Source organism: Flexivirga sp. (genome assembly GCF_035551235.1).
Classification (GTDB): Bacteria; Actinomycetota; Actinomycetes; order Actinomycetales; family Dermatophilaceae; genus Flexivirga.
Map to the genome: position 1 here is coordinate 92,564 of NZ_DASZNO010000038.1, position 17,763 is coordinate 110,326.

Annotated in this window: 13 protein-coding genes; 6 read left to right on the forward strand and 7 right to left on the reverse strand. The window is 70.3% G+C overall.

The window, feature by feature from the left end:
• Positions 1–77 precede the first annotated feature (77 nt).
• Positions 78–650 (forward strand): hypothetical protein, encoded by a 573-nt coding sequence (locus tag VG502_RS13270; protein WP_325550538.1) that lies wholly within the window; start codon positions 78–80, stop codon positions 648–650.
• 37 nt (positions 651–687) lie between these two features.
• Positions 688–1,182: a DUF2505 domain-containing protein gene (locus VG502_RS13275; RefSeq protein WP_325550539.1), complete on the forward strand. Its 495-nt coding sequence runs from the start codon at positions 688–690 to the stop codon at positions 1,180–1,182.
• On the opposite strand, the gene VG502_RS13280 is transcribed toward VG502_RS13275, so the two are convergent.
• The 5 genes from VG502_RS13280 to VG502_RS13300 form a co-directional block, all read right to left on the reverse strand.
• Positions 1,183–6,672, reverse strand: a complete 5,490-nt coding sequence (locus VG502_RS13280; RefSeq protein ID WP_325550540.1) for an ATP-binding protein — start codon at positions 6,670–6,672, stop codon at positions 1,183–1,185.
• A gap of 109 nt (positions 6,673–6,781) precedes the next feature.
• Positions 6,782–7,207, reverse strand: a complete 426-nt coding sequence (locus VG502_RS13285) for a DUF6912 family protein (protein WP_325550541.1) — start codon at positions 7,205–7,207, stop codon at positions 6,782–6,784.
• On the reverse strand, positions 7,204–8,631 hold the full coding sequence (locus VG502_RS13290; RefSeq protein ID WP_325550542.1) for a WS/DGAT/MGAT family O-acyltransferase: 1,428 nt from the start codon (positions 8,629–8,631) through the stop codon (positions 7,204–7,206). The genes VG502_RS13285 and VG502_RS13290 overlap by 4 nt, the downstream gene beginning before the upstream one ends.
• Positions 8,632–8,649: 18 nt before the next feature.
• Positions 8,650–10,014 (reverse strand): CpaE/TadZ family protein, encoded by a 1,365-nt coding sequence (locus VG502_RS13295; RefSeq protein WP_325550543.1) that lies wholly within the window; start codon positions 10,012–10,014, stop codon positions 8,650–8,652.
• Positions 10,014–10,700 carry a hypothetical protein gene (locus VG502_RS13300; protein WP_325550544.1) on the reverse strand — a complete coding sequence of 229 codons (687 nt, stop codon included), beginning with the start codon at positions 10,698–10,700 and terminating at the stop codon, positions 10,014–10,016. The genes VG502_RS13295 and VG502_RS13300 overlap by 1 nt, the downstream gene beginning before the upstream one ends.
• 176 nt (positions 10,701–10,876) lie before the next feature.
• On the opposite strand from VG502_RS13300, the gene VG502_RS13305 reads away from it, so the two are divergent.
• Positions 10,877–11,095 (forward strand): helix-turn-helix domain-containing protein, encoded by a 219-nt coding sequence (locus tag VG502_RS13305; protein WP_325550545.1) that lies wholly within the window; start codon positions 10,877–10,879, stop codon positions 11,093–11,095.
• A gap of 22 nt (positions 11,096–11,117) precedes the next feature.
• Here the strand turns inward: VG502_RS13305 and VG502_RS13310 are convergent, their stop codons facing one another.
• On the reverse strand, positions 11,118–11,660 hold the full coding sequence (locus tag VG502_RS13310; protein WP_325550546.1) for a hypothetical protein: 543 nt from the start codon (positions 11,658–11,660) through the stop codon (positions 11,118–11,120).
• 143 nt (positions 11,661–11,803) lie between these two features.
• On the opposite strand from VG502_RS13310, the gene VG502_RS13315 reads away from it, so the two are divergent.
• On the forward strand, positions 11,804–12,658 hold the full coding sequence (locus VG502_RS13315) for a LysM peptidoglycan-binding domain-containing protein (protein WP_325550547.1): 855 nt from the start codon (positions 11,804–11,806) through the stop codon (positions 12,656–12,658).
• Positions 12,655–13,194 carry an Rv3235 family protein gene (locus tag VG502_RS13320; protein WP_325550548.1) on the forward strand — a complete coding sequence of 180 codons (540 nt, stop codon included), beginning with the start codon at positions 12,655–12,657 and terminating at the stop codon, positions 13,192–13,194. The genes VG502_RS13315 and VG502_RS13320 overlap by 4 nt, the downstream gene beginning before the upstream one ends.
• A gap of 14 nt (positions 13,195–13,208) precedes the next feature.
• Here the strand turns inward: VG502_RS13320 and secA are convergent, their stop codons facing one another.
• Positions 13,209–15,941, reverse strand: a complete 2,733-nt coding sequence (gene secA, locus VG502_RS13325) for a preprotein translocase subunit SecA (protein ID WP_325550549.1) — start codon at positions 15,939–15,941, stop codon at positions 13,209–13,211.
• A 103-nt stretch (positions 15,942–16,044) separates the two neighbouring features.
• Between secA and VG502_RS13330 the strand changes: the two genes are divergently transcribed.
• Positions 16,045–17,763 carry a GNAT family N-acetyltransferase gene (locus tag VG502_RS13330; RefSeq protein ID WP_325550550.1) on the forward strand — a complete coding sequence of 573 codons (1,719 nt, stop codon included), beginning with the start codon at positions 16,045–16,047 and terminating at the stop codon, positions 17,761–17,763.

A 17,763-nucleotide genomic window follows, 5' to 3' on the forward strand; every position in this document is an offset into this window, starting at 1 on the left:
CACCCGGGACACGAGCCCCGAGCCAGCCTGTGGGCAGTCTTTCGCAGATCCGCTCGCGCGGCGTTAGTCTGCCCAGGATGCAGACCAGCGACCGAACCCGAGGCGTCGCACTGCTGGTGCCCCGATTGCTGAGCATCCAGACCGATCCGGCCGAGTTCGAGACCGCGGACGCGATTGCCGAGGCGATCGAGCGGTCCGCCGAGGCACTGCTGCGGTGGCACGACGCGCTGGCCGACATACAGCACCGGGGTGTGCCGTCCTCAGGGCACCCCGATCCCGTGCTCGTAGAGCCGCCGGCCGATGGCGCCGCGCATGCGAGCCGCCGGCTTGCCGACCGGGTGTATGCCGGCAGCATCCCCGCCGATCCCGCCGGTCTCGAGGTCGCGGCCAGCGAGTTGCACCTCATCGCCCACACCGTCACCCGCGTTGCGGCGACCTGCCCGCACGAGTCGATCACCCTGCAGGGCAACGAGATCGCCGCTGCTCTGGACGGCCTGTCGACCGCGCTGCGCACTCTTGCGGACACCCTGCGCACCGAGTCGCGGCGCCTGTCCGACGGCGCTGTGGGCGGCGCGGACCAGATCCTCGGCCGGGTCGTGCGCGCGGAGCACGCGGCACGTCTCGCGGCAGCGACGACGCTGCGCGGTTGACCGCGCTCGGCATCCCCGGCCGACTACGCTGCGCGTTATGAAGATCGAGGAGACGTGGAACTACGACGCCCCCGCCGAGCAGGTGTTCCAGATGCTGCTGGACCCGGCGTTCCAGGAGGCCAAGTGCGCCGCGACAGGTGCGCTGAGCCACTCGGTGTCGATCAAGGACGAGACGTCCGGGCACGTCATCGAGACCCATCGTGAGATGGCCACCGACGGGCTGCCCGAGAACGTGGCCCGCATCGTCGGAAAGACGTTGAACATCATTGAGATTCAGCGTTGGGGACAGTCCGCCGAAGACGGCTCGCGAACCGCCGACATCGACGTCTCACTCAGCGGCCTGCCGATCAACTTCGTGGGTCACATCCAGCTGCGGCCGGAGGACCACCTCACCACGATGCACGTCCTGGGCGATCTGCGCGCCCGGATCCCGCTGGTCGGCAAGAAGGTCGAAACCGCTTCCGCACCAGCGATTTCCGGCGGCGTGCAGATCGAAGCCCAGACCGGCCGGGAGTATCTCGCAGCGCTCTGATCAGCGCCCCAGACCACGTCCCAGCGCCGTGACGATCTTCGGACGGAGGTCCGACGCGGCGATGACCTCGTCGACCGACCCGACCTCGACGGCCCGATGGATGCTGTGCACCGCATCGAACTCCGACGCGACCTCGGCGATCTTGGCCGCGCGCAGGTTGGCCTGCAACTCGTCGAGTTCGACTCGCAGTGCTGCGCGTTCGGTCATGTCAGCTCCGTCGAAGCGCTGCTGCAACTCGGCCAACGCCGGGTCGGCGGCAGCCCGCTTGGCGACCTCGGAGGCGAAGACGACCGCGGCTGCGGGCGCACCTCCGAGCACCGAGGCGAACGACCCGTCGACGGCCAGGACGGTCATCTGCGGGTTGAGCCGCTTGGAGAACACCACGAACGCACCGCCGTGGTAGCGGGAGATCACGCAGAACACGATCGGGCCCCGGAAGTTGACGATCGCCCGGCCGATCTCGGCGCCGTACTCCAGTTGCAGGTTGCGCATCGACTCCGGTGAGCCGTCGAACCCGGACAGGTTGGCCAGGACGACGACCGGGCGATTGCCGGACGCGGCGTTGATCGCCCGTGCGACCTTCTTGGAGGACCGCGGGAACAGGGTGCCGGCGGTATAGGCGTCCGGGCCGTCCGTCGGCGGGAAGCCTTGCCGGGCAACGGGTTTGGACTCGATCCCGATCAGCGAAACGGGGTAGCCGCCGATGCGGGTGTCCACGGTGACGGCGGTCTCGGCGTCCGCCATACTCCCCCAGCGTTCGAGCATCGGGTGGTCCTGGTCGGCCACCGCCCGCATCACGCTGCGTATGTCGAATGCGCGCTTGCGGTCGGGGTTCAGCTCCTTGGAGAAGATGTCCCCGACGCAGCCGAAGTCACCGTCGTGCGGGCTGTCGGAGATGTCCCGATCGACCGGGTCGTTGGTCCCCGCGCGGCGCGGGCCCGACTCGCCGGGCACGACATACGTGTGGTCGTAGTGCTGCATCAGCACCATCAGCGCGCGCGCGAGATCGGGGACCCAGTACTGGGCCTGCCCGTTGGGTCCCATCACCCGGTCGTAGCCGCCGATCCCGTAGTTGTCCTCTGCGGACACGCTGCCGGCGAAGTCGAGCGTCTGCTTGCCGGTCAGCACCATCGCGCTGTCGGGCGTCATGATCAGGATGCCCTTGGTGTGCATCAGCATCGTCGCTTCGGCATTCCAGTAGGGCTGCGCCCCGACGTTGATGCCGGCGACGACGATGTTGATCTCACCGCCGTCCTGGGTGAACTCGACGATCCGCTTCAGCGCGACCGCGACCCAGTCCATGTTCTCGGTGCCACTGGTCATCGAGACCCGGGCGCCTGCGGACACCGCGAACCACTCCACGGGCACACTCATCCGCTCGGCCAGATCGATGGCCGCGACGACGCGACTGCACTCGGCCTCGGACAACGCCCCGAGCGACTTGATCGGGTCACCCGCCAGCACCACACGCGTGACGCCCTCGGGGTAGAGCTCCGTCGGTGTGCTGACGACGCCGACGATGATGCCGGCGGTGTTCTGGCCGCGCGGGCGGTCGACCGGCACGAGTGTGCCGTCGTCGTCGAAGTCGTACTCGACGAACGACCCCGACCCGGCGAGGGTCGGCTCGAGCTCGTAGGGATAGACCATCCCGCGCCGGCGGGCACGCAGCACCTTGGCGGCGTAGTCGTCCAGCGGTGCGAGCGGTGTGGTCGGCGGCTCGATGACGTCCGCCGAGACGCCGGCGCCCGGCGTGGCATGGAAACGGATCGCGATCGAACTGGGCGAGCCGTCCTCGCCCTCCACCCGTCCCTGCGCCAGCACTTCCTCGATCCCGGCGCCCTCGGTGAGCGGCGTGATCTTCGACTGCAGCGCGGCCAGGTGCTGGATGTCGGCCTCGACCGGCGGCCAGACCGTGACCCACACATGGTTGACGTCCAACGGCGTCTTCCCACCGCCGTGCGAGGCGCGGACCCTGCGGATGGCCTCCAGGCAGTTCTCGACCGCACGCTCGGCGTGCGGCAGAGCCACGACCACACCGTCGTCGTCGCGCACCACCGCCAGCTGCCGGACCTGGGCGAGCGCGACGAGCCGGCGATCGGCCGGGTTGCTGCGCGCGACGCAGTCGAGCAGCAGCACGTCCTCGGGTGCCTCCAGCCGCGTCACGTCGAACTCGCGCAACCGCCAGAGGTTCAGCCGCCGGCCGACCATCGGGTGCATCCCGCGGACGAGGTCGTCCTCGACCCAGCCGCTGCCGTCCGGCGACGGCCGGAAGGTGAAGTAGTCGACGGCGCGGGGCGCGCCGGGACAGACCGCGAACGACACGCGCCGCGGCATACGGGCGAACGACAGCTGCGACAGCAGGTCCAGGAGTATGTCGCGGGCGTGCTCCGGCTGCTCGGGCAGGTCCGCCCAGCGCAGGTAGATCTCCACGACACTGTCGTGGTCGGTGGCCAGCTGGTCGTCGAGCGCCGGTTGCAGCGAGGCGTCCCGCAGCTGGTCGATGTCGCCGACGGTCGTCACGACCCTCGTCGCTCCGTGCGTCTCGGAGACGTATTCGGCCCGGGCCGTGGGGCGGCCGGCGACTCGCGCGGCCTGCAGGTCGTGCAGGGCGTATTCCAGGTAATGACGGCGGATCAGCACTTCGAGCAACGGCTCGTAGTCGCTGTCGATCGTGCTCGGCTCGGCATACAGCCGATCGCGCAGGAATCCGACGAGCTGCTCGGGTATGGCGGTCAGTGCGGCGATCCGCGCATCCCGGTCGGGGGCGGCGGGATCGGTGAGCGCGGCCACCTCATCGGCGACCCCGCCCAGGATGCTGGACCGCTCGACGTCCACGATCGGCTGGTCGAACCACCGGAAGCGCACCGACCGCGCGAGGTCACCGACGACCGAGAAGCGCCGCTGGGTCGCCCGCACGACCCGCTCCAGCAGGGCACGCGCCCCGCTCGTGTCGCTCGGTGCGGGCACGGAGAGCCAGCTGCGCAACAGCCGCACGGCGATCTCGACGTCGCCGACCTCCTGCTGCGCCAGGAAGATCCGGAACAGGGCCTCCTCCAGCTGCGGGGTGCGATCCAGCTCGGTGATGCCGTAGTGGCGCAGCACGCGCAACAACTTGTCGCGGAAGGACTGCGGCAGGTCGCCGCGTTCGAGGTCCAGCGTGCGCAGATAGGTCTGGAAGTGCTCGCGGGAGCTATGCACCCGCAGCTCGGAGTGGGACTCCTCGCGTGCCGGACGGTTGCGGCTCAGCTCGGCGAAGTCGGCGAACATGTCCAGCAACGCCAGCTCGTCGTCGCTCGGCGCTGCCGTGGTGCCGCGCTCATCGAGGTAGGCGTGCAACGTTTTCAGGCGGTCGTCGGGGGTGACGTCATACCCCATCAGCGCGGAGCGCATGGTGGCCATCGCCGCTGCGTCGCGCTCGGCACGGGTGCGAACCCGCTCGTCGGTCGGCAGCCCGAGGTCGGTGCCGGTGACGTCTTGCGTGTCCTCGGCGTCCTCCCCGGTCGGCTCCAATCGCACGAGCGGAGAACCGGTTTCGACCTGAGTGCCGGCTCGCACCAGCAACTCGCGAACGCGACCGGTGAACGGCGCGGGCAGCACCGTCTCCATCTTCATCGACTCCAGCACGAGCACCGGCTCCCCGGCGGTCACCTCGTCGCCGACCGCGACCGGCGTCGCGACCACCAGTGCGGGTGCGGGCGCCCGCATCACACCACCCTCGTCGCGGCTGACCCGATGGGTCACGCCGGCGACCTCGATGAGCAGCGTCGGCCCGTGCGAGGCGCTGACGAGGCGGAACGTCTCGCCGTCCACGATCAGCCGGCTGTGCACCTCGTCCAGCCGCTCCATCGAGGCCGCGACGGTGTGTGTCGTCGCGCCGCTGGTCACCGCGACCGCGTAGTCGCACGGCCCGACACGACGCACGGCGACCGTGAACGTCTCGCCGCGCAGCTTCAGCTCCGTCGTGCCGTCGGGGTCGTGGTGCACCTGCGGTCGGCCACCGTATGCCGTGTCGAGGAATCCGGCGATCTCGGCGCCCTCCCGCTCGGCATACCCCTCGATCGCGGCGGCGACCAGTGCGATGCCGGCGTGCGGGTGGTCCGCGAGCCCGCCGGCCGCGCGCATCCGGTCGATCCAGCCGGTGTCGGCCCACTCGGGCTTGCCGCGGGTGATCTCGGACTGGTCGAGCAGCTCCAGCACGAAGCTCTTGTTGGTGACACCGCCACGGATGATGACCGTGGTCTCCTCCAGCGCCCGGCGCAACCGGGCGAGGGCCTCGTCGCGGGTGGAGCCGTGGGCGATGATCTTGGAGATCATCGAGTCGAAGTCGGCCGGGATCGTGTCGCCCTCGGTGACGCCCGTGTCGACCCGGATGCCGGGGCCGGCCGGCAGCTCCAACCGGGTGATGTGGCCCGGTGCCGGCGCGAAGTCGCGGTCCGGGTCCTCGGCGTTGAGGCGGGCCTCGACGGCGTGACCGCGCTCCGCGGGACGTTCGCCGGTGAGGGGCTGCCCGCCGGCGATCTGCAACTGGAGCGCGACCAGGTCCAGGCCCGTCACCGCCTCGGTGATCGGGTGCTCGACCTGCAGCCGGGTGTTGACCTCCAGGAAGGCGAACGTGCGGTCCGCCGGGTGATAGAGGAACTCCACCGTGCCGGCGCCCTTGTAGTCGACCGCGAGTGCCAATCGCTCTGCGGCGTCTTTGAGTTCGGTGGTCTGCTGCTCGTCCAGCAGCGGCGACGCGGACTCCTCGACGATCTTCTGGTTGCGTCGCTGCACGGAGCAGTCGCGCACCCCCACCGCCCAGGCGGTGCCCTGGCCGTCGGCGATCACCTGCACCTCGACGTGGCGTGCGCCGGTGACGAGCTTCTCCAGGAAGACCACGCCGCTGCCGAAGGCGCGCTCGGCCTCGTCGCGGGTGCGCTGGTAGGCGTCCTCCAACTCGGCGCGCCCGGTGACCTTCCGGATGCCGCGGCCGCCACCGCCCGCGGTCGCCTTGAGCATCAGCGGGTAGCCGACGCGGTCGGCCGCCTCCAGTGCGTCCTGCAGGGTGTCGACTCCCCCGCGGCTCCAGGGCGCGACCGGGACGCCGACCTCCTCGGCGATCAGTTTGGAGCCGATCTTGTCCCCGAGCCGGCGCATCGCCTCGGCCGACGGCCCGATGAACGTGACACCGAGTCGCTCGCACAGCTGCGCGAAGGCCGGGTCCTCCGCCACGAATCCCCAACCGACCCAGCAGGCATCCGCACGGGTGTCGACGAGCGCGCGCTCCAGCGCTGCGAGATCGAGGTAGGGCCGGTCGGCGGCAGCGCCGATGAAGTGCGCCTCATCCGCCTCGCGGACGAACGCGGCACCGCTGTCGACGTCGGTGTGCAGCGCGATCGTGTGCAAGGGCTCGGCGGCGCCGTCGAAGGCGCGCTGGGCGTTGACATCGCGAACCGCGTGGATCAGGCGCATCGCCGCCTCTCCACGGTTGACGATGGCGATACGGGTCATGTTTCGGGGGACGGATTGCACAGAGCAGACTCTGCCACTTCGCAGCGGTTACTCCACAGTCCATGCCGACGAAAGCCCACGAATGTCGCCCCTGCCTGCCGGATCAGCTTCAATCGGCCAGCGCCTCGCGCACCAGCGGCAGCTCGGTGGCGTCATACCAGGACAGCTCGAGGTCGACGTCGACATCCCGCTCGCCGGCCGGGTCGAGCACGTGGAAGCTGGCGACCCGGCGCCGTGGCGGTGCCCCGGTGATCCGCACGGCCGAGGCCGCGTCCGCCTCGGGCAGCTCGGTGACCACGTCGTCATCGACGTCGACGGATGCGATGACCCGCAGGTCGCGTGCGGCCGCGTCGGTCGCGGCGTCCTGGGTCGCGAAGTACTCCAGTCCCTCGTCGTCCTCGCTCGGCAGCGCGGCGCGCAACCGATCGGTCACGGCGAAGGCGGTCCGGGTCCGCTCCGGCAACGCCCCGGTCTCGTCCAATGCGCGCAGCTCGGCCGCGTCCAGGGGCAGGTAGGTCCTGGTCAGGTTGCTCATGCGAGGTCCTCCGTTTCGTCCAGTAGCTCGGCGAGCGCGTCAGCCAGGCACTGCCCGAACAGGTCCACGTCGGACATCGCTTCCCGGTCGGCGGTGAGGCCGAAGTCCACCCGGCCGTCGTATGACGTGAGGCCGATCGACAGCGTCTGGCCCTTCGGCAGCGGGATGACCGGGTAGCTCTCGACCATCGGAGCATTCCCGGCATACAGGGTGCGTTGCGGGCCGGGGACGTTCGTGATCACCAGGTTGAACATCCGCCGCGACATCGCGTTGCCGAGCCGCGCGCCGAGGGAATGCAGCGTCGGCGGCGCGAAACCCGCGAGCCCGGCGATCGAGGCCGCGTCGATGGCCGACGCACCGTCGTCGAGGTGCTGGCTGGTCGCATAGGCGATCTGGTGCAGCCGCATCTTCGGGCGCGCCTCACCGACCGGGAGGTCGATGAACATCGGCGACACCTCCTCCGCCAGATGGGCGTCGTCGCCGTCCTCGGGCTGCACGCTGAGCGGCACCAGCGCGCGGACCCGCTCGCCGCCGGGGACGATCTCGCCGCGGGCGAGCAACCAGCCGCGCAACGCTCCGGTGATCGTGGCCAGGACGACGTCGTGCACCGTCACCGTCTCCGCGCTCTGGGCGCGGATCCTCCGATAGTCGGCGAGCTCGGTGGAGACCATCACGAACCGCCGGTGCACGCTGATCGAGCGGTTCAGCGGGCTGTCCGGTGCCGGCCGGGTCGCCACCCTCGCCAGCACCCCGGCGGCCGATGCGGCGCCGGCACCTCCTTCACGGACGATGCGCTGCGCACCGGCCGCGGCGCCGCGAACACCACTGCTGGCGAGGTGCGCGACGCTGAGCGGGTTGCGGGCGACGTCACCGACGGCGCCCAGCAGGAGGTCCAGCCCACTCGGGGTCCGGGACGCACGCCAGGTCTGCGGGATCGGTTGCTCGCGGGTCGCCTCGGGGTCGACGATGATCTGGCCGATGTCTATCGCGTGGATCCCGTCGACCAGGGCGATGTGGGTCTTGGTGACGATCGCGAACCGGCCGCCCTCCAGCCCCTCGACGAGGTAGAGCTCCCACAGCGGCCGGCGCGGATCCAGCGCCCGGGCCTGGATCCGGCCGACGAACTCCTCCAGTTGCGCCGCGGTGCCCGGCTTGGGCAGTGCCGACCGGCGTACGTGGTAGCTGACGTCGAAGTGCTCGTCGTCGGCCCACACCGGTGGCAGGAGACGGCCCGGCACATGGCGCACCTTCTGCCGGTACCGCGGCACGAAGGCGATCCGGTTGCTCACCAGACTGACCAGCTGTTCGTACTCGAACCCGCCCTCCGGCGGGTCGAAGATCATCACCGAGCCGACGTGCATGGGCGTCGAACGATCCTGCAGATAGAAGAATGACGCGTCCAGAGCGCTCAGTCGGTCAGCCACGGCCACATGTTTTCACGTCTACCGCGCCGGATCGCGATGTCGGCCCCACCGGCCCCGTCGGGTGGCCGCGGAGACGCCGGTGAGATCCGCGGCGAGCTGGGCGATCGCCTTGCGGGCCGCGGAGCCCGCAGCGTGCTCGGCCAGCACTCGTCCGGCCAGCAGCGCGCCATCGAGGGCCGCGCGGTCATCGGGGATGATCGCCGGCGACGAGACGCCCGCGAACCGCTGCAGCGCCTCGGACACGCGTTGCTCCGGCGAGGAACCGACCGCGGACGACCGGACCCGGTTGGCGACCACCCACGGCTGCTCGGAGATCACGCCGCGCAGTTCGTCGAGGCCCCGGACCAGGCGCTGCAGGCCGACCGGATCGGCCGAGCCGACCGCGATCACCGTGTCCGCGGCACCGAGCGCCGCGAGGGTGGCGGCGTTGCGCCGCGGGGCCGTGGTGTCGTAGCTGAGCTCCTCGTCCTGCTCCAGCGGCGCCGCGACGTCGATGACGATCAGCCGACCGAGCTGCCGGCACTGCTCCAGGACGGCCTCGAGCGCATCGTCGCGGATCTCCGGCCAGCGATCCGCGCGGGGCAGGCCGCTGAGCACGCGCAGCCCCGGGGTCACCTCCGGCGCGACCGCAGCCAGCGCCCGCACGTCCAGGTGGCCGGAGTCGGCCAGCCGGGTCGCTGCGGCAACACCCGGCGCCTCGTCGAGCAGCGCGAGGTGCTGCGCGACCGATGCGGCATACGTGTCGGCGTCAACCAGCACCGTCGGCACACCTAGCCGCGCTGCCTCCGCGGCGAGGTTGACGGCGAGCACTGTCCGGCCGGGCGCGCCGGCCGGGCCCCAGACGGTCACGATCTTCGCCGTCTCCTGCGCAGCGGCCGGCGGGGGCGACGCGGGCAGCGCGACCGGTTGCTCCAGCCACGGATTGGCCGGCACGTATGGCGCACCGTCGTCGGACAGCGCCGCGAGCTCGGCCTCCAGCGAGACGGTCGGGCCGTCGGTTGCGTCCGGGGGCGCTGCCGTGGCGGCTGCCCCCTCGGAGACCGCCTGCACGGCCTGCGCGAAGTCGGCCGGTACGGCGGTGATCGGCAGTTGCGTGCGGACGCCCCACTGCTGCAGCACCCGCTGCTCATCCTCGACGCCCGGCTGGTGCACGCCCACGATCCCGACACCGGCGTCGCGCAGCGTGCCGATCGCACTGCGGTCCAGCCCGTGGAAGTCTGCCGAGACGAGGGCCACGTCGGCGCGGCCGGCGGTGCAGATCGCCAGCAGGTCGGCGACGTCGGCGCAGCGCCGGACGAGGCGCACGCCGCTCGCCCGGCCGAGCGTCGCGGCGACGGCTGCCTCGTGTGCGGCGCTGATCGCTGTGACGGCCGCGGTCGCCATCAGTCGCCCTTCAGCGGCGATCCGGCGGCCGGCACGAGGTCGACCTTCGCGCCCTGGTTGACCGCCGCCAGGACCTGGGCGACCTTGTCGTCGGGGATGAGGACGTGCACCGCGCCACTGTCGGAGGCCACCGAGAACCCGCCACTACTGCTGGGAACGCGCGCCACCACCGCCCGGTCGATGATGCGCGCGGGTGCGGCATACGACTCCTGGCCGACCTTGCTCTCCTGCTTCGTCGAGACCCAGACGTCCACGACCGAGCCCTTGACGAGGTTCGTCGACTGGGCCGCCTCGACCGGCAGGGCAACCGCCTTGACCGGCACCTTCGTGCTCTTGCCGACCGCGGACCTCGGGACCAGCTCGCCGGCGCGCACCTCGCGCAGTACCTCGCCCTTGGGCAACGGGTCGTCCGCACTGAGGTAGGTGGCCCCGGCCTTGTCGATCCGGACCTTCACCGCATGCACATCGGAGGAGCCGACCTTCTGGCCCGGCACCAGCGGGTGGGACGCCTGCAACACCTCGATGGAGTTGTCGTAGTGCCGCATGGCGGCGGCTCCCCCGATGGTCGCGACCAGCACCAGCAGCACTCCGGCCACCAGCCTGCTGTCGCGCCACGACGGTCGCTGCAGCCGCTGGGCCGCTGGTTTGGGCAGCTCATCCGCTGCGGTATGACGTCGGCTTTCCACGTGGTTCTCCCCTTGAGGTACTTGCTCGTCGCGGACGCCCCGTCCTCGACCCCCACAAGACTGTAAAGACTCCCGCACCCCCAGGGGCGGTTTGTCCACAGGCAGTCCGTCGGCGCGGGCCTCGAATGCGTCACAATGAGGTCACTGCCAAGTGTGAGATCAAGGAGGGCACCGCCGTGCCAGCGCGATTCGTGTCCATCGCCGATGTCGCCGAGACGCTCAGCATCTCCTCGCGTCAGGCTTACGGGCTGGTGACCACCGGGGAGCTGCCCGCCATCAAGGTCGGCAAGTCGTGGCGCATCGAGCTGACGGAGCTGGAGTCCTACATCCAGCGGCAGTATGCCGACGCCCAGGCGCGGGTCGCCGCCGGTGATTTCGGCGACGAGGAGCACTGAGCCCCACACGGAGAGCGCTGCCTCAGGCGCGGCGCACAATTCCGATGGCGGCGAACGGCACCACGCGGTGCCCCGTCAGTGCCGTCGCGCGGCGCACCGCATCGGCCGGATGCTCGGCCAGGTCGATGTGATCGGCGCCCACCTTGTCGATCGTTCCGGTGGCCAGCCCACCGGCGATGTCATGGATCGCCACGGCTGCGCGGTCCCGCGCGATCGCGCGTAGGGCGACACCGACGCCGAATCGACGTCCCATCCCCCGGTCGTCGTCGCTGCGGGTCGCCAGCCCGACCAGCGCGGTGATCGCGCCCATCGGCACCAACGCCGCATGCCGGCCGTGCTCCTGCACCAACAGCCAGTCCTTGCCGAGGTCGTCCAGCGTGCCGCGCACCGAACCGGCACCGGTCACGACGGTGATCACGCTTCCGACCGATCGCGCGGCGCGGTCCAGCACCGTCACCTCAGCCCGCTCGCGACGAGTGCGGTCGGCTACTTCGGCCTGCAACTCCCGCCGTTGCTCGGCGAGCAGTTGGGCCTCCAGATCCGCGAACAAATCCTGCCAACGCACGCCGCAACGGTAGCGGGCTGCGCGGTCACCGTGGACAACTGCAGATAGATGTGTTTAAGTGCAGTTATTGTCAGTTGATGTCGTTTACTACCGTTTGCGACCTGATGATGCGTCGCAGTACCGGCGCCAGGAGAGGGGCGGACATGCAGAACACGGGGATCGACGGGGTGGTCGACAGGGGCGCCGCCGGGGGCTGGCACCGCGCACGAGCCGCCGCGCTCGGGGCGACCGCAGCGCTCGTCACGCTGGTTGCGGCATACGGCGCGTGGGGCGGCATGCTCGGCGAGTTGCACCGCCTCGAGCACCGCAGCACCGTGCACACGCCCGACGCACTGCCGGTGCTGCTCTGGGCCGCCCTGGTGCTCGCGCTCCTGTGGGCGGCACTCCTGGTCGTGCTGGCCACCGCGACGCTGCTGCACCGGTCACCGGGCCCGGGTGGCCGTGGTCCGGGCACCGACCGCAGCGGCCCGCGCGCCGGCGGGGTGGTCGGGCGGCTGGCCGCGGTCCTGCTCGCGATCACCGCCTTGTCCAGCCTGTCCGCCACTGCACCGGCCTTCGCCACCACGCCGTCGTCCGTTTCGACCAGTGCGACCGCAACGGCGCCGGCTTGGGCGCCGGGGATTGCCGTTGCCGCCGACCACAACGCGAAACACGCTGCCACCACGGCGGATTCGTGCTCCGACGAGGAAGTTCCCACTCCGGGCTGGGTGCCGGAGAAGCCCACTCGCACCGACCAGGTGGCGCGCGACTGCGCCCCGCTGGTGACGGGGAAACCTGTCGCGGACGACTCCGGCGAGGTGGTCGTCCACCGTGGCGACAGCCTCTGGTCGATCGCGGCCGCACACCTCGGGCCGCATGCCGACGCGCAGGCGATCGCCGCCGAGTGGCCGCGCTGGTATGCCGCCAACCGTCACGTCATCGGGGACGACCCGGACCTGCTCGACGTCGGCACCCGACTGCTGACACCGGACCACGCACTCGAAGGAAGCAACCGATGAGCACCGCCACCGTCCAGCCCCTGCACCTGTCCCCCGCGTCCGGCTGGCAGCCGCCGGCCCTCGACGAGTGCGCCATCGACGTGCTCTACGACGACGTGGTGGCCGCTTCCCGCGACCGGCGGCGTGGCTACTCGCAACCGGCGCTGCGAGTGGTGCTCAACAGCGAGGAGACCGACCCGCAGTTCGGCCCCCAGGCGACGCAGACACATCTGCTGCCCGAGCCGCGCGCCTGGTTGCAGCGGATGGCCGGCGCCCTCCTGGAATGTATGACGGGCGTGCGTTCCCCGGGCCAGATCGCCCGCTGGGTCAGCCCGCTGGTCTACGAGCGCGTCAACGCACGCTCGGTGATCGCCAAGCGTCGCGGAGCGCACCCGCTGCACCGGTCACTGGTCCGCCGCGTGCACGTGTGCGAGCCGGACGACGGTGTCATCGAGGCCAGCGTCGTCGTGCAGCACGACGGCCGCGTCCGGGCGATGGCCCTGCGCATGGTCGGCGTCGACGGCCGGTGGATGGTCACCGCGATGGAGCTGGGCTAGCACCGAAGGGGAGGTCAGGACTTCGACTTGGCCTTCGCCTTGCCGGCTTCCTTCTTCTTCGCCTTCTTCCGGGCCCGGCGCTGCGCGCGGGGCAGGGCGGAGTCGTCCTCGCCGACCACGCGACCGTCGTCGTCGACCTCGTGCGCGGTGGCGCTGCCATCCTCGCCGGGAGCCGAGAAGACCATCTTCTCCTTGGGTGCGGGCAGCGCCGCAGTGATCTCCTCGGGGTCGACCTGCACGTGGAAGAGGTGCTGGACCGACTCCTCCTTGATGGCGTCGTTCATGGCACCGAAGAGCGCGAAGCCCTCCCGCTGGTATTCCACCAGGGGGTCACGCTGGGCGTACTGCCGCAGGTGGATGCCCTCCTTGAGGTAGTCCATCTCGTAGAGGTGCTCGCGCCACTTGCGGTCCAGCACGGTCAGCACCACGCGGCGCTCGACCTCGCGGCTGACCCGGTCGCCGAGCTCCTTCTCGCGCGCGTCATACGCGTGCTGGGCGTCCGAGCGCAGCTCCTCGGCGAGCAGGTCGGCCTGCAGGCCGGCGCGACCGCCGACCTCTTCCTCGATCTCGCGCTCGGTGAGGGACACCGGGTAGAGCTCGCGCAGCGCCTCCCACAGCTTGTCGAGGTCCCAGTCGTCCGAGAAGCCCTCGGCGGTGGCGCCGTCGACATACGCGTCGACGGTGTCGTTGATGAAGTGGCGCACCTGGATCTCCAGGTCCTCGCCCTCGAGCACCTTGCGGCGCTCGGCGTAGATGACCTCGCGCTGCCGGTTGAGCACGTCGTCGTACTTCAGGACGTTCTTGCGGATCTCGAAGTTCTGGGCCTCGACCTGGCTCTGCGCACTCTGGATGGAGCGGCTGACCATCTTGGACTCGATCGGGACCTCGTCCTCGATCTTGGCCGTCTGCATGAAGCGGTCGACCATCGCGGCGTTGAACAACCGCATCAGGTCGTCCTGCAACGACAGGTAGAAGCGGCTCTCGCCCGGGTCGCCCTGGCGACCGGCGCGGCCCCGCAGCTGGTTGTCGATGCGGCGCGACTCATGCCGCTCGGTGCCCAGTACGTAGAGGCCGCCGAGCTCCACGACTTCCTCGTGTTGCTTCGCGACGGCCTTCTCGGCCTTCGCGAGGGCCTCGTCCCAGGCCTCTTCGTACTCCTCCGGCGTCTCCTCCGGCGACAGGCCCTTGCGCTTCAGCGCGGCCATCGCGATGAACTCCGGGTTGCCGCCGAGCATGATGTCGGTGCCTCGGCCGGCCATGTTGGTCGAGACGGTGACGGCGCCCTTGCGACCCGCCTGCGCGACGATCGCGGCTTCACTCTCGTTGTGCTTGGCGTTCAGCACCTCGTGCGGCACACCCTTGCGGCGCAACTGCTCGGAGAGGTACTCGCTCTTCTCGACGCTGGTCGTGCCGACCAGGACCGGCTGGCCCTCCTTGTGGCGCTCGACGATGTCATCGACGACGGCCTTGAACTTCGCCTTCTCGGTCCGGTAGATCAGGTCCGACTGGTCCTTGCGGATCATCGGCTTGTTGGTCGGGATCGTCACCACGCCGAGCTTGTAGATCTGGTAGAGCTCGGCCGCCTCGGTCTGGGCGGTGCCCGTCATACCGGCGAGCTTGTCGTACATACGGAAGTAGTTCTGCAAGGTCACCGTGGCGAGCGTCTGGTTCTCGTTCTGGATCTCGACGCCTTCCTTGGCCTCGATCGCCTGGTGCATGCCCTCGTTGTAACGACGCCCGGCGAGCATGCGGCCGGTGTGCTCGTCGACGATCAGGATCTCGCCGTTCATCACGACGTAGTCCTTGTCGTTCTTGAACAGCTCCTTGGCCTTGATGGCGTTGTTGAGGTAGCCGATCAGCGGCGTGTTGGCGGCCTCGTAGAGGTTGTCGATGCCGAGCAGGTCCTCGACGATCTCGATGCCGGACTCCAGCAGGCCGACCGTCTTCTTCTTCTCGTCGACCTCGTAGTCGCCGTCACCGGGAAGGGAGTTCTCCTTCTTCGGCGAGCGCTTCAGGTGCTGCACGATCTTGGCGAACTCGACATACCAGCGGGTGGCCTCGTCGGCCGGGCCACTGATGATCAGCGGCGTCCGCGCCTCGTCGATCAGGATCGAGTCGACCTCGTCGACGATCGCGTAGTTGTGGCCGCGCTGCACCAGCTCCGCGTCGGACCACGCCATGTTGTCGCGCAGGTAGTCGAAACCGAACTCGTTGTTGGTGCCGTAGGTGATGTCCTTGGCGTATTCGGCCCGGCGCTCGTCGGGCGTCATCGAGGCCAGGATGCAGCCGGTCTCCAGGCCCAGCGCGCGGTGCACGCGGCCCATCTGCTCGGCCTGCGTCTCGGCGAGGTAGTCGTTGGTCGTGATGACGTGAACGCCCTTGCCGGTCAAGGCATTGAGGTATGACGGCAGTGTCGCGACGAGGGTCTTGCCCTCACCGGTGCGCATCTCGGCCACGTTGCCCAGGTGCAACGCGGCGCCACCGGCCAGCTGCACGTCGAAGTGGCGCTTGCCGAGGGTCCGCTTGCTGGCCTCGCGCACGGCGGCGAACGCCTCCGGCAGCAGGTCGTCCAGCGTCTCGCCGGCCGCCAGTCGCTTCCGGAACTTGTCGGTCTCCTCGCGCAGCTCCGCATCGGACAGCCCTGCGAAGTCCTCCTCGAGCAGATTGACCTGCGCGGCATACGCCTGCAGCTTCTTGAGGGTGCGGCCCTCGCCGGCGCGCAGGACCTTCTCGACAACCTTGGGCACAAAAACTCCGAAGTAGTTGGACGACCGCATGGCCGTCGCGACTTGTAGACAGACTCACCCATGCTAATGGTCGGGACCGGGTGATGGGTTCCCGACGTGAAGCATGTGGTTTGCTGCCGGGATGCCGGTCTTCCCCGATGACGTCCCGGAACTGCGCGATGGCGCGGTGACGCTGCGCGCGCACCGCGAGTCCGACCTGCCGCGCATCGTGGAATTCGCCCGGGATCCCCGCACCCGTGCCGGCGTGCCGCTCCCCTCGCCATACGGGATGGAGCAGGCCCGGGAGTTCCTCGACAAGGTGCGTGCGACCTGGGAGTCCGGCACGCGTGAAGGCGCCTGGGCGATCGAGGTCGACGGGCGCTGGGCCGGCTCCATCAACCTGCACCCGCGCGCCGACGGCACCACGGAGATCGGCTTCGGCGTGCATCCGGACGTGCGCGGCCGGGGCGTGACGACCGCGGCTGCCCGGCTGCTGGTGACACATGCCTTCGACGACCTCGGCATGCGCACCGTCGTATGGCGGGCGGCGCAGGGCAACTGGGCCTCACGACGCGTTGCATGGGCGCTCGGCTTCACGCTCGACGGCACCTGGCCGGCGACGCATCACGGACCCGACGGCGGCGTCACCGGCACGTGGTTCGGCCACCTGCATGCCGGCGACCCCCGCTCACCGCAACTGCCCTGGTGGGAGCCGACCGTGCTGGAGGGCGACGGGATCCGGCTGCGGCCGTGGACCGAGGCGGACGCACCCGACGAACCGCTGGACGAGGGGTTGTCCCGCTTCATGCTCGGGTCGGCACCCTCCGCCGAGGGTTTCGATGACTGGCTGCGCGCACGCCGTGAGCGTATGGCGGGTGGCGAGGCCATCGTGTGGTGTGTCGCCGACGCGCGGACCGACCGGCCGCTCGGTGGCATCCAGCTCTTCCGGATGAACCTGCCGATGCTGCGTGGCAGCGCGATGCTGGCCTACTGGCTGCAGCAGTCCGCGCGCGGCCGGGGGCACGCAGCAGCAGCGCTGGAACTCCTTGTGTCACATGCGTTCTCGTCACCGAGCGACGGCGGGCTGGGCCTACGCCGGATCGGCGCGAACGCCGATGTCGAGAACCTCGCGTCGCAACGCGTGCTGCGCGCCGGTGGCTTCCGGGCGATCGGGACGGTATCGGGCCTGCCGGCATACGACGACGGGAGCGTGAGCGACGAGGTCGAGTTCGAGCTGCTCTCAACCGATGACCGGGACTCGCAGCGCGCCCGCGCCCTGCCGGTGCCGACGCTGCGTACCGCTCGGCTGGTGCTGCGCGCGTGGAGCGAGCAGGACGCACCGGCGACGGAGCCCGAGCCCGACTCGCAAGCGGCCGCGGCGATGGGCGTCGAGCCCCGTCCGCCCGCCGCCGGCTACCGCTCCTGGCTGCTGCGTGAGCGCAGCGATGAGCTCGCCGGCACCGGCGTCGAGTGGTGCATCGTGGACGCCGGGACCGAGCGGCCGCTCGGCTCGATCGGCGTTCGCGGGCTCGGCACTCCCCTACGCAGCGGCACCGTCGGCTACTGGCTCTACGACGAGGGCCGCGGCCGCGGCCTGGCCGCCGAGGCGCTGAAAGCCGTTGTCGATCATGCCCTTTCACCCGGCGGACTCGACCTGCTCCGCCTGGACGCGGCGACGGTGGACGGCAACCATGCCTCGATGCTGACCCTGGCAACGGCAGGGTTCCGGCAGTACGGCAACGATCACGGCTCGTTCGTCGCGCACGACGGCACGATCACCGACACGGCCTACTTCGAGCTGCTGGCGGTCGAGCACGCCCGGCAGCCGGGAGACCCCGCCTGA

Excerpts from the sequence above, each read along its gene's own strand:
- VG502_RS13315 (WP_325550547.1), top strand. The coding sequence starts at position 11,804 with ATGCAGAACACGGGGATCGACGGGGTGGTCGACAGGGGCGCCGCCGGG.
- VG502_RS13320 (WP_325550548.1), top strand. The coding sequence starts at position 12,655 with ATGAGCACCGCCACCGTCCAGCCCCTGCACCTGTCCCCCGCGTCCGGC.
- VG502_RS13280 (WP_325550540.1), bottom strand. The coding sequence starts at position 6,672 with ATGACCCGTATCGCCATCGTCAACCGTGGAGAGGCGGCGATGCGCCTG.
- VG502_RS13270 (WP_325550538.1), top strand. The coding sequence starts at position 78 with ATGCAGACCAGCGACCGAACCCGAGGCGTCGCACTGCTGGTGCCCCGA.
- VG502_RS13295 (WP_325550543.1), bottom strand. The coding sequence starts at position 10,014 with ATGGCGACCGCGGCCGTCACAGCGATCAGCGCCGCACACGAGGCAGCC.
- VG502_RS13330 (WP_325550550.1), top strand. The coding sequence starts at position 16,045 with ATGTGGTTTGCTGCCGGGATGCCGGTCTTCCCCGATGACGTCCCGGAA.
- VG502_RS13285 (WP_325550541.1), bottom strand. The coding sequence starts at position 7,207 with ATGAGCAACCTGACCAGGACCTACCTGCCCCTGGACGCGGCCGAGCTG.
- VG502_RS13275 (WP_325550539.1), top strand. The coding sequence starts at position 688 with ATGAAGATCGAGGAGACGTGGAACTACGACGCCCCCGCCGAGCAGGTG.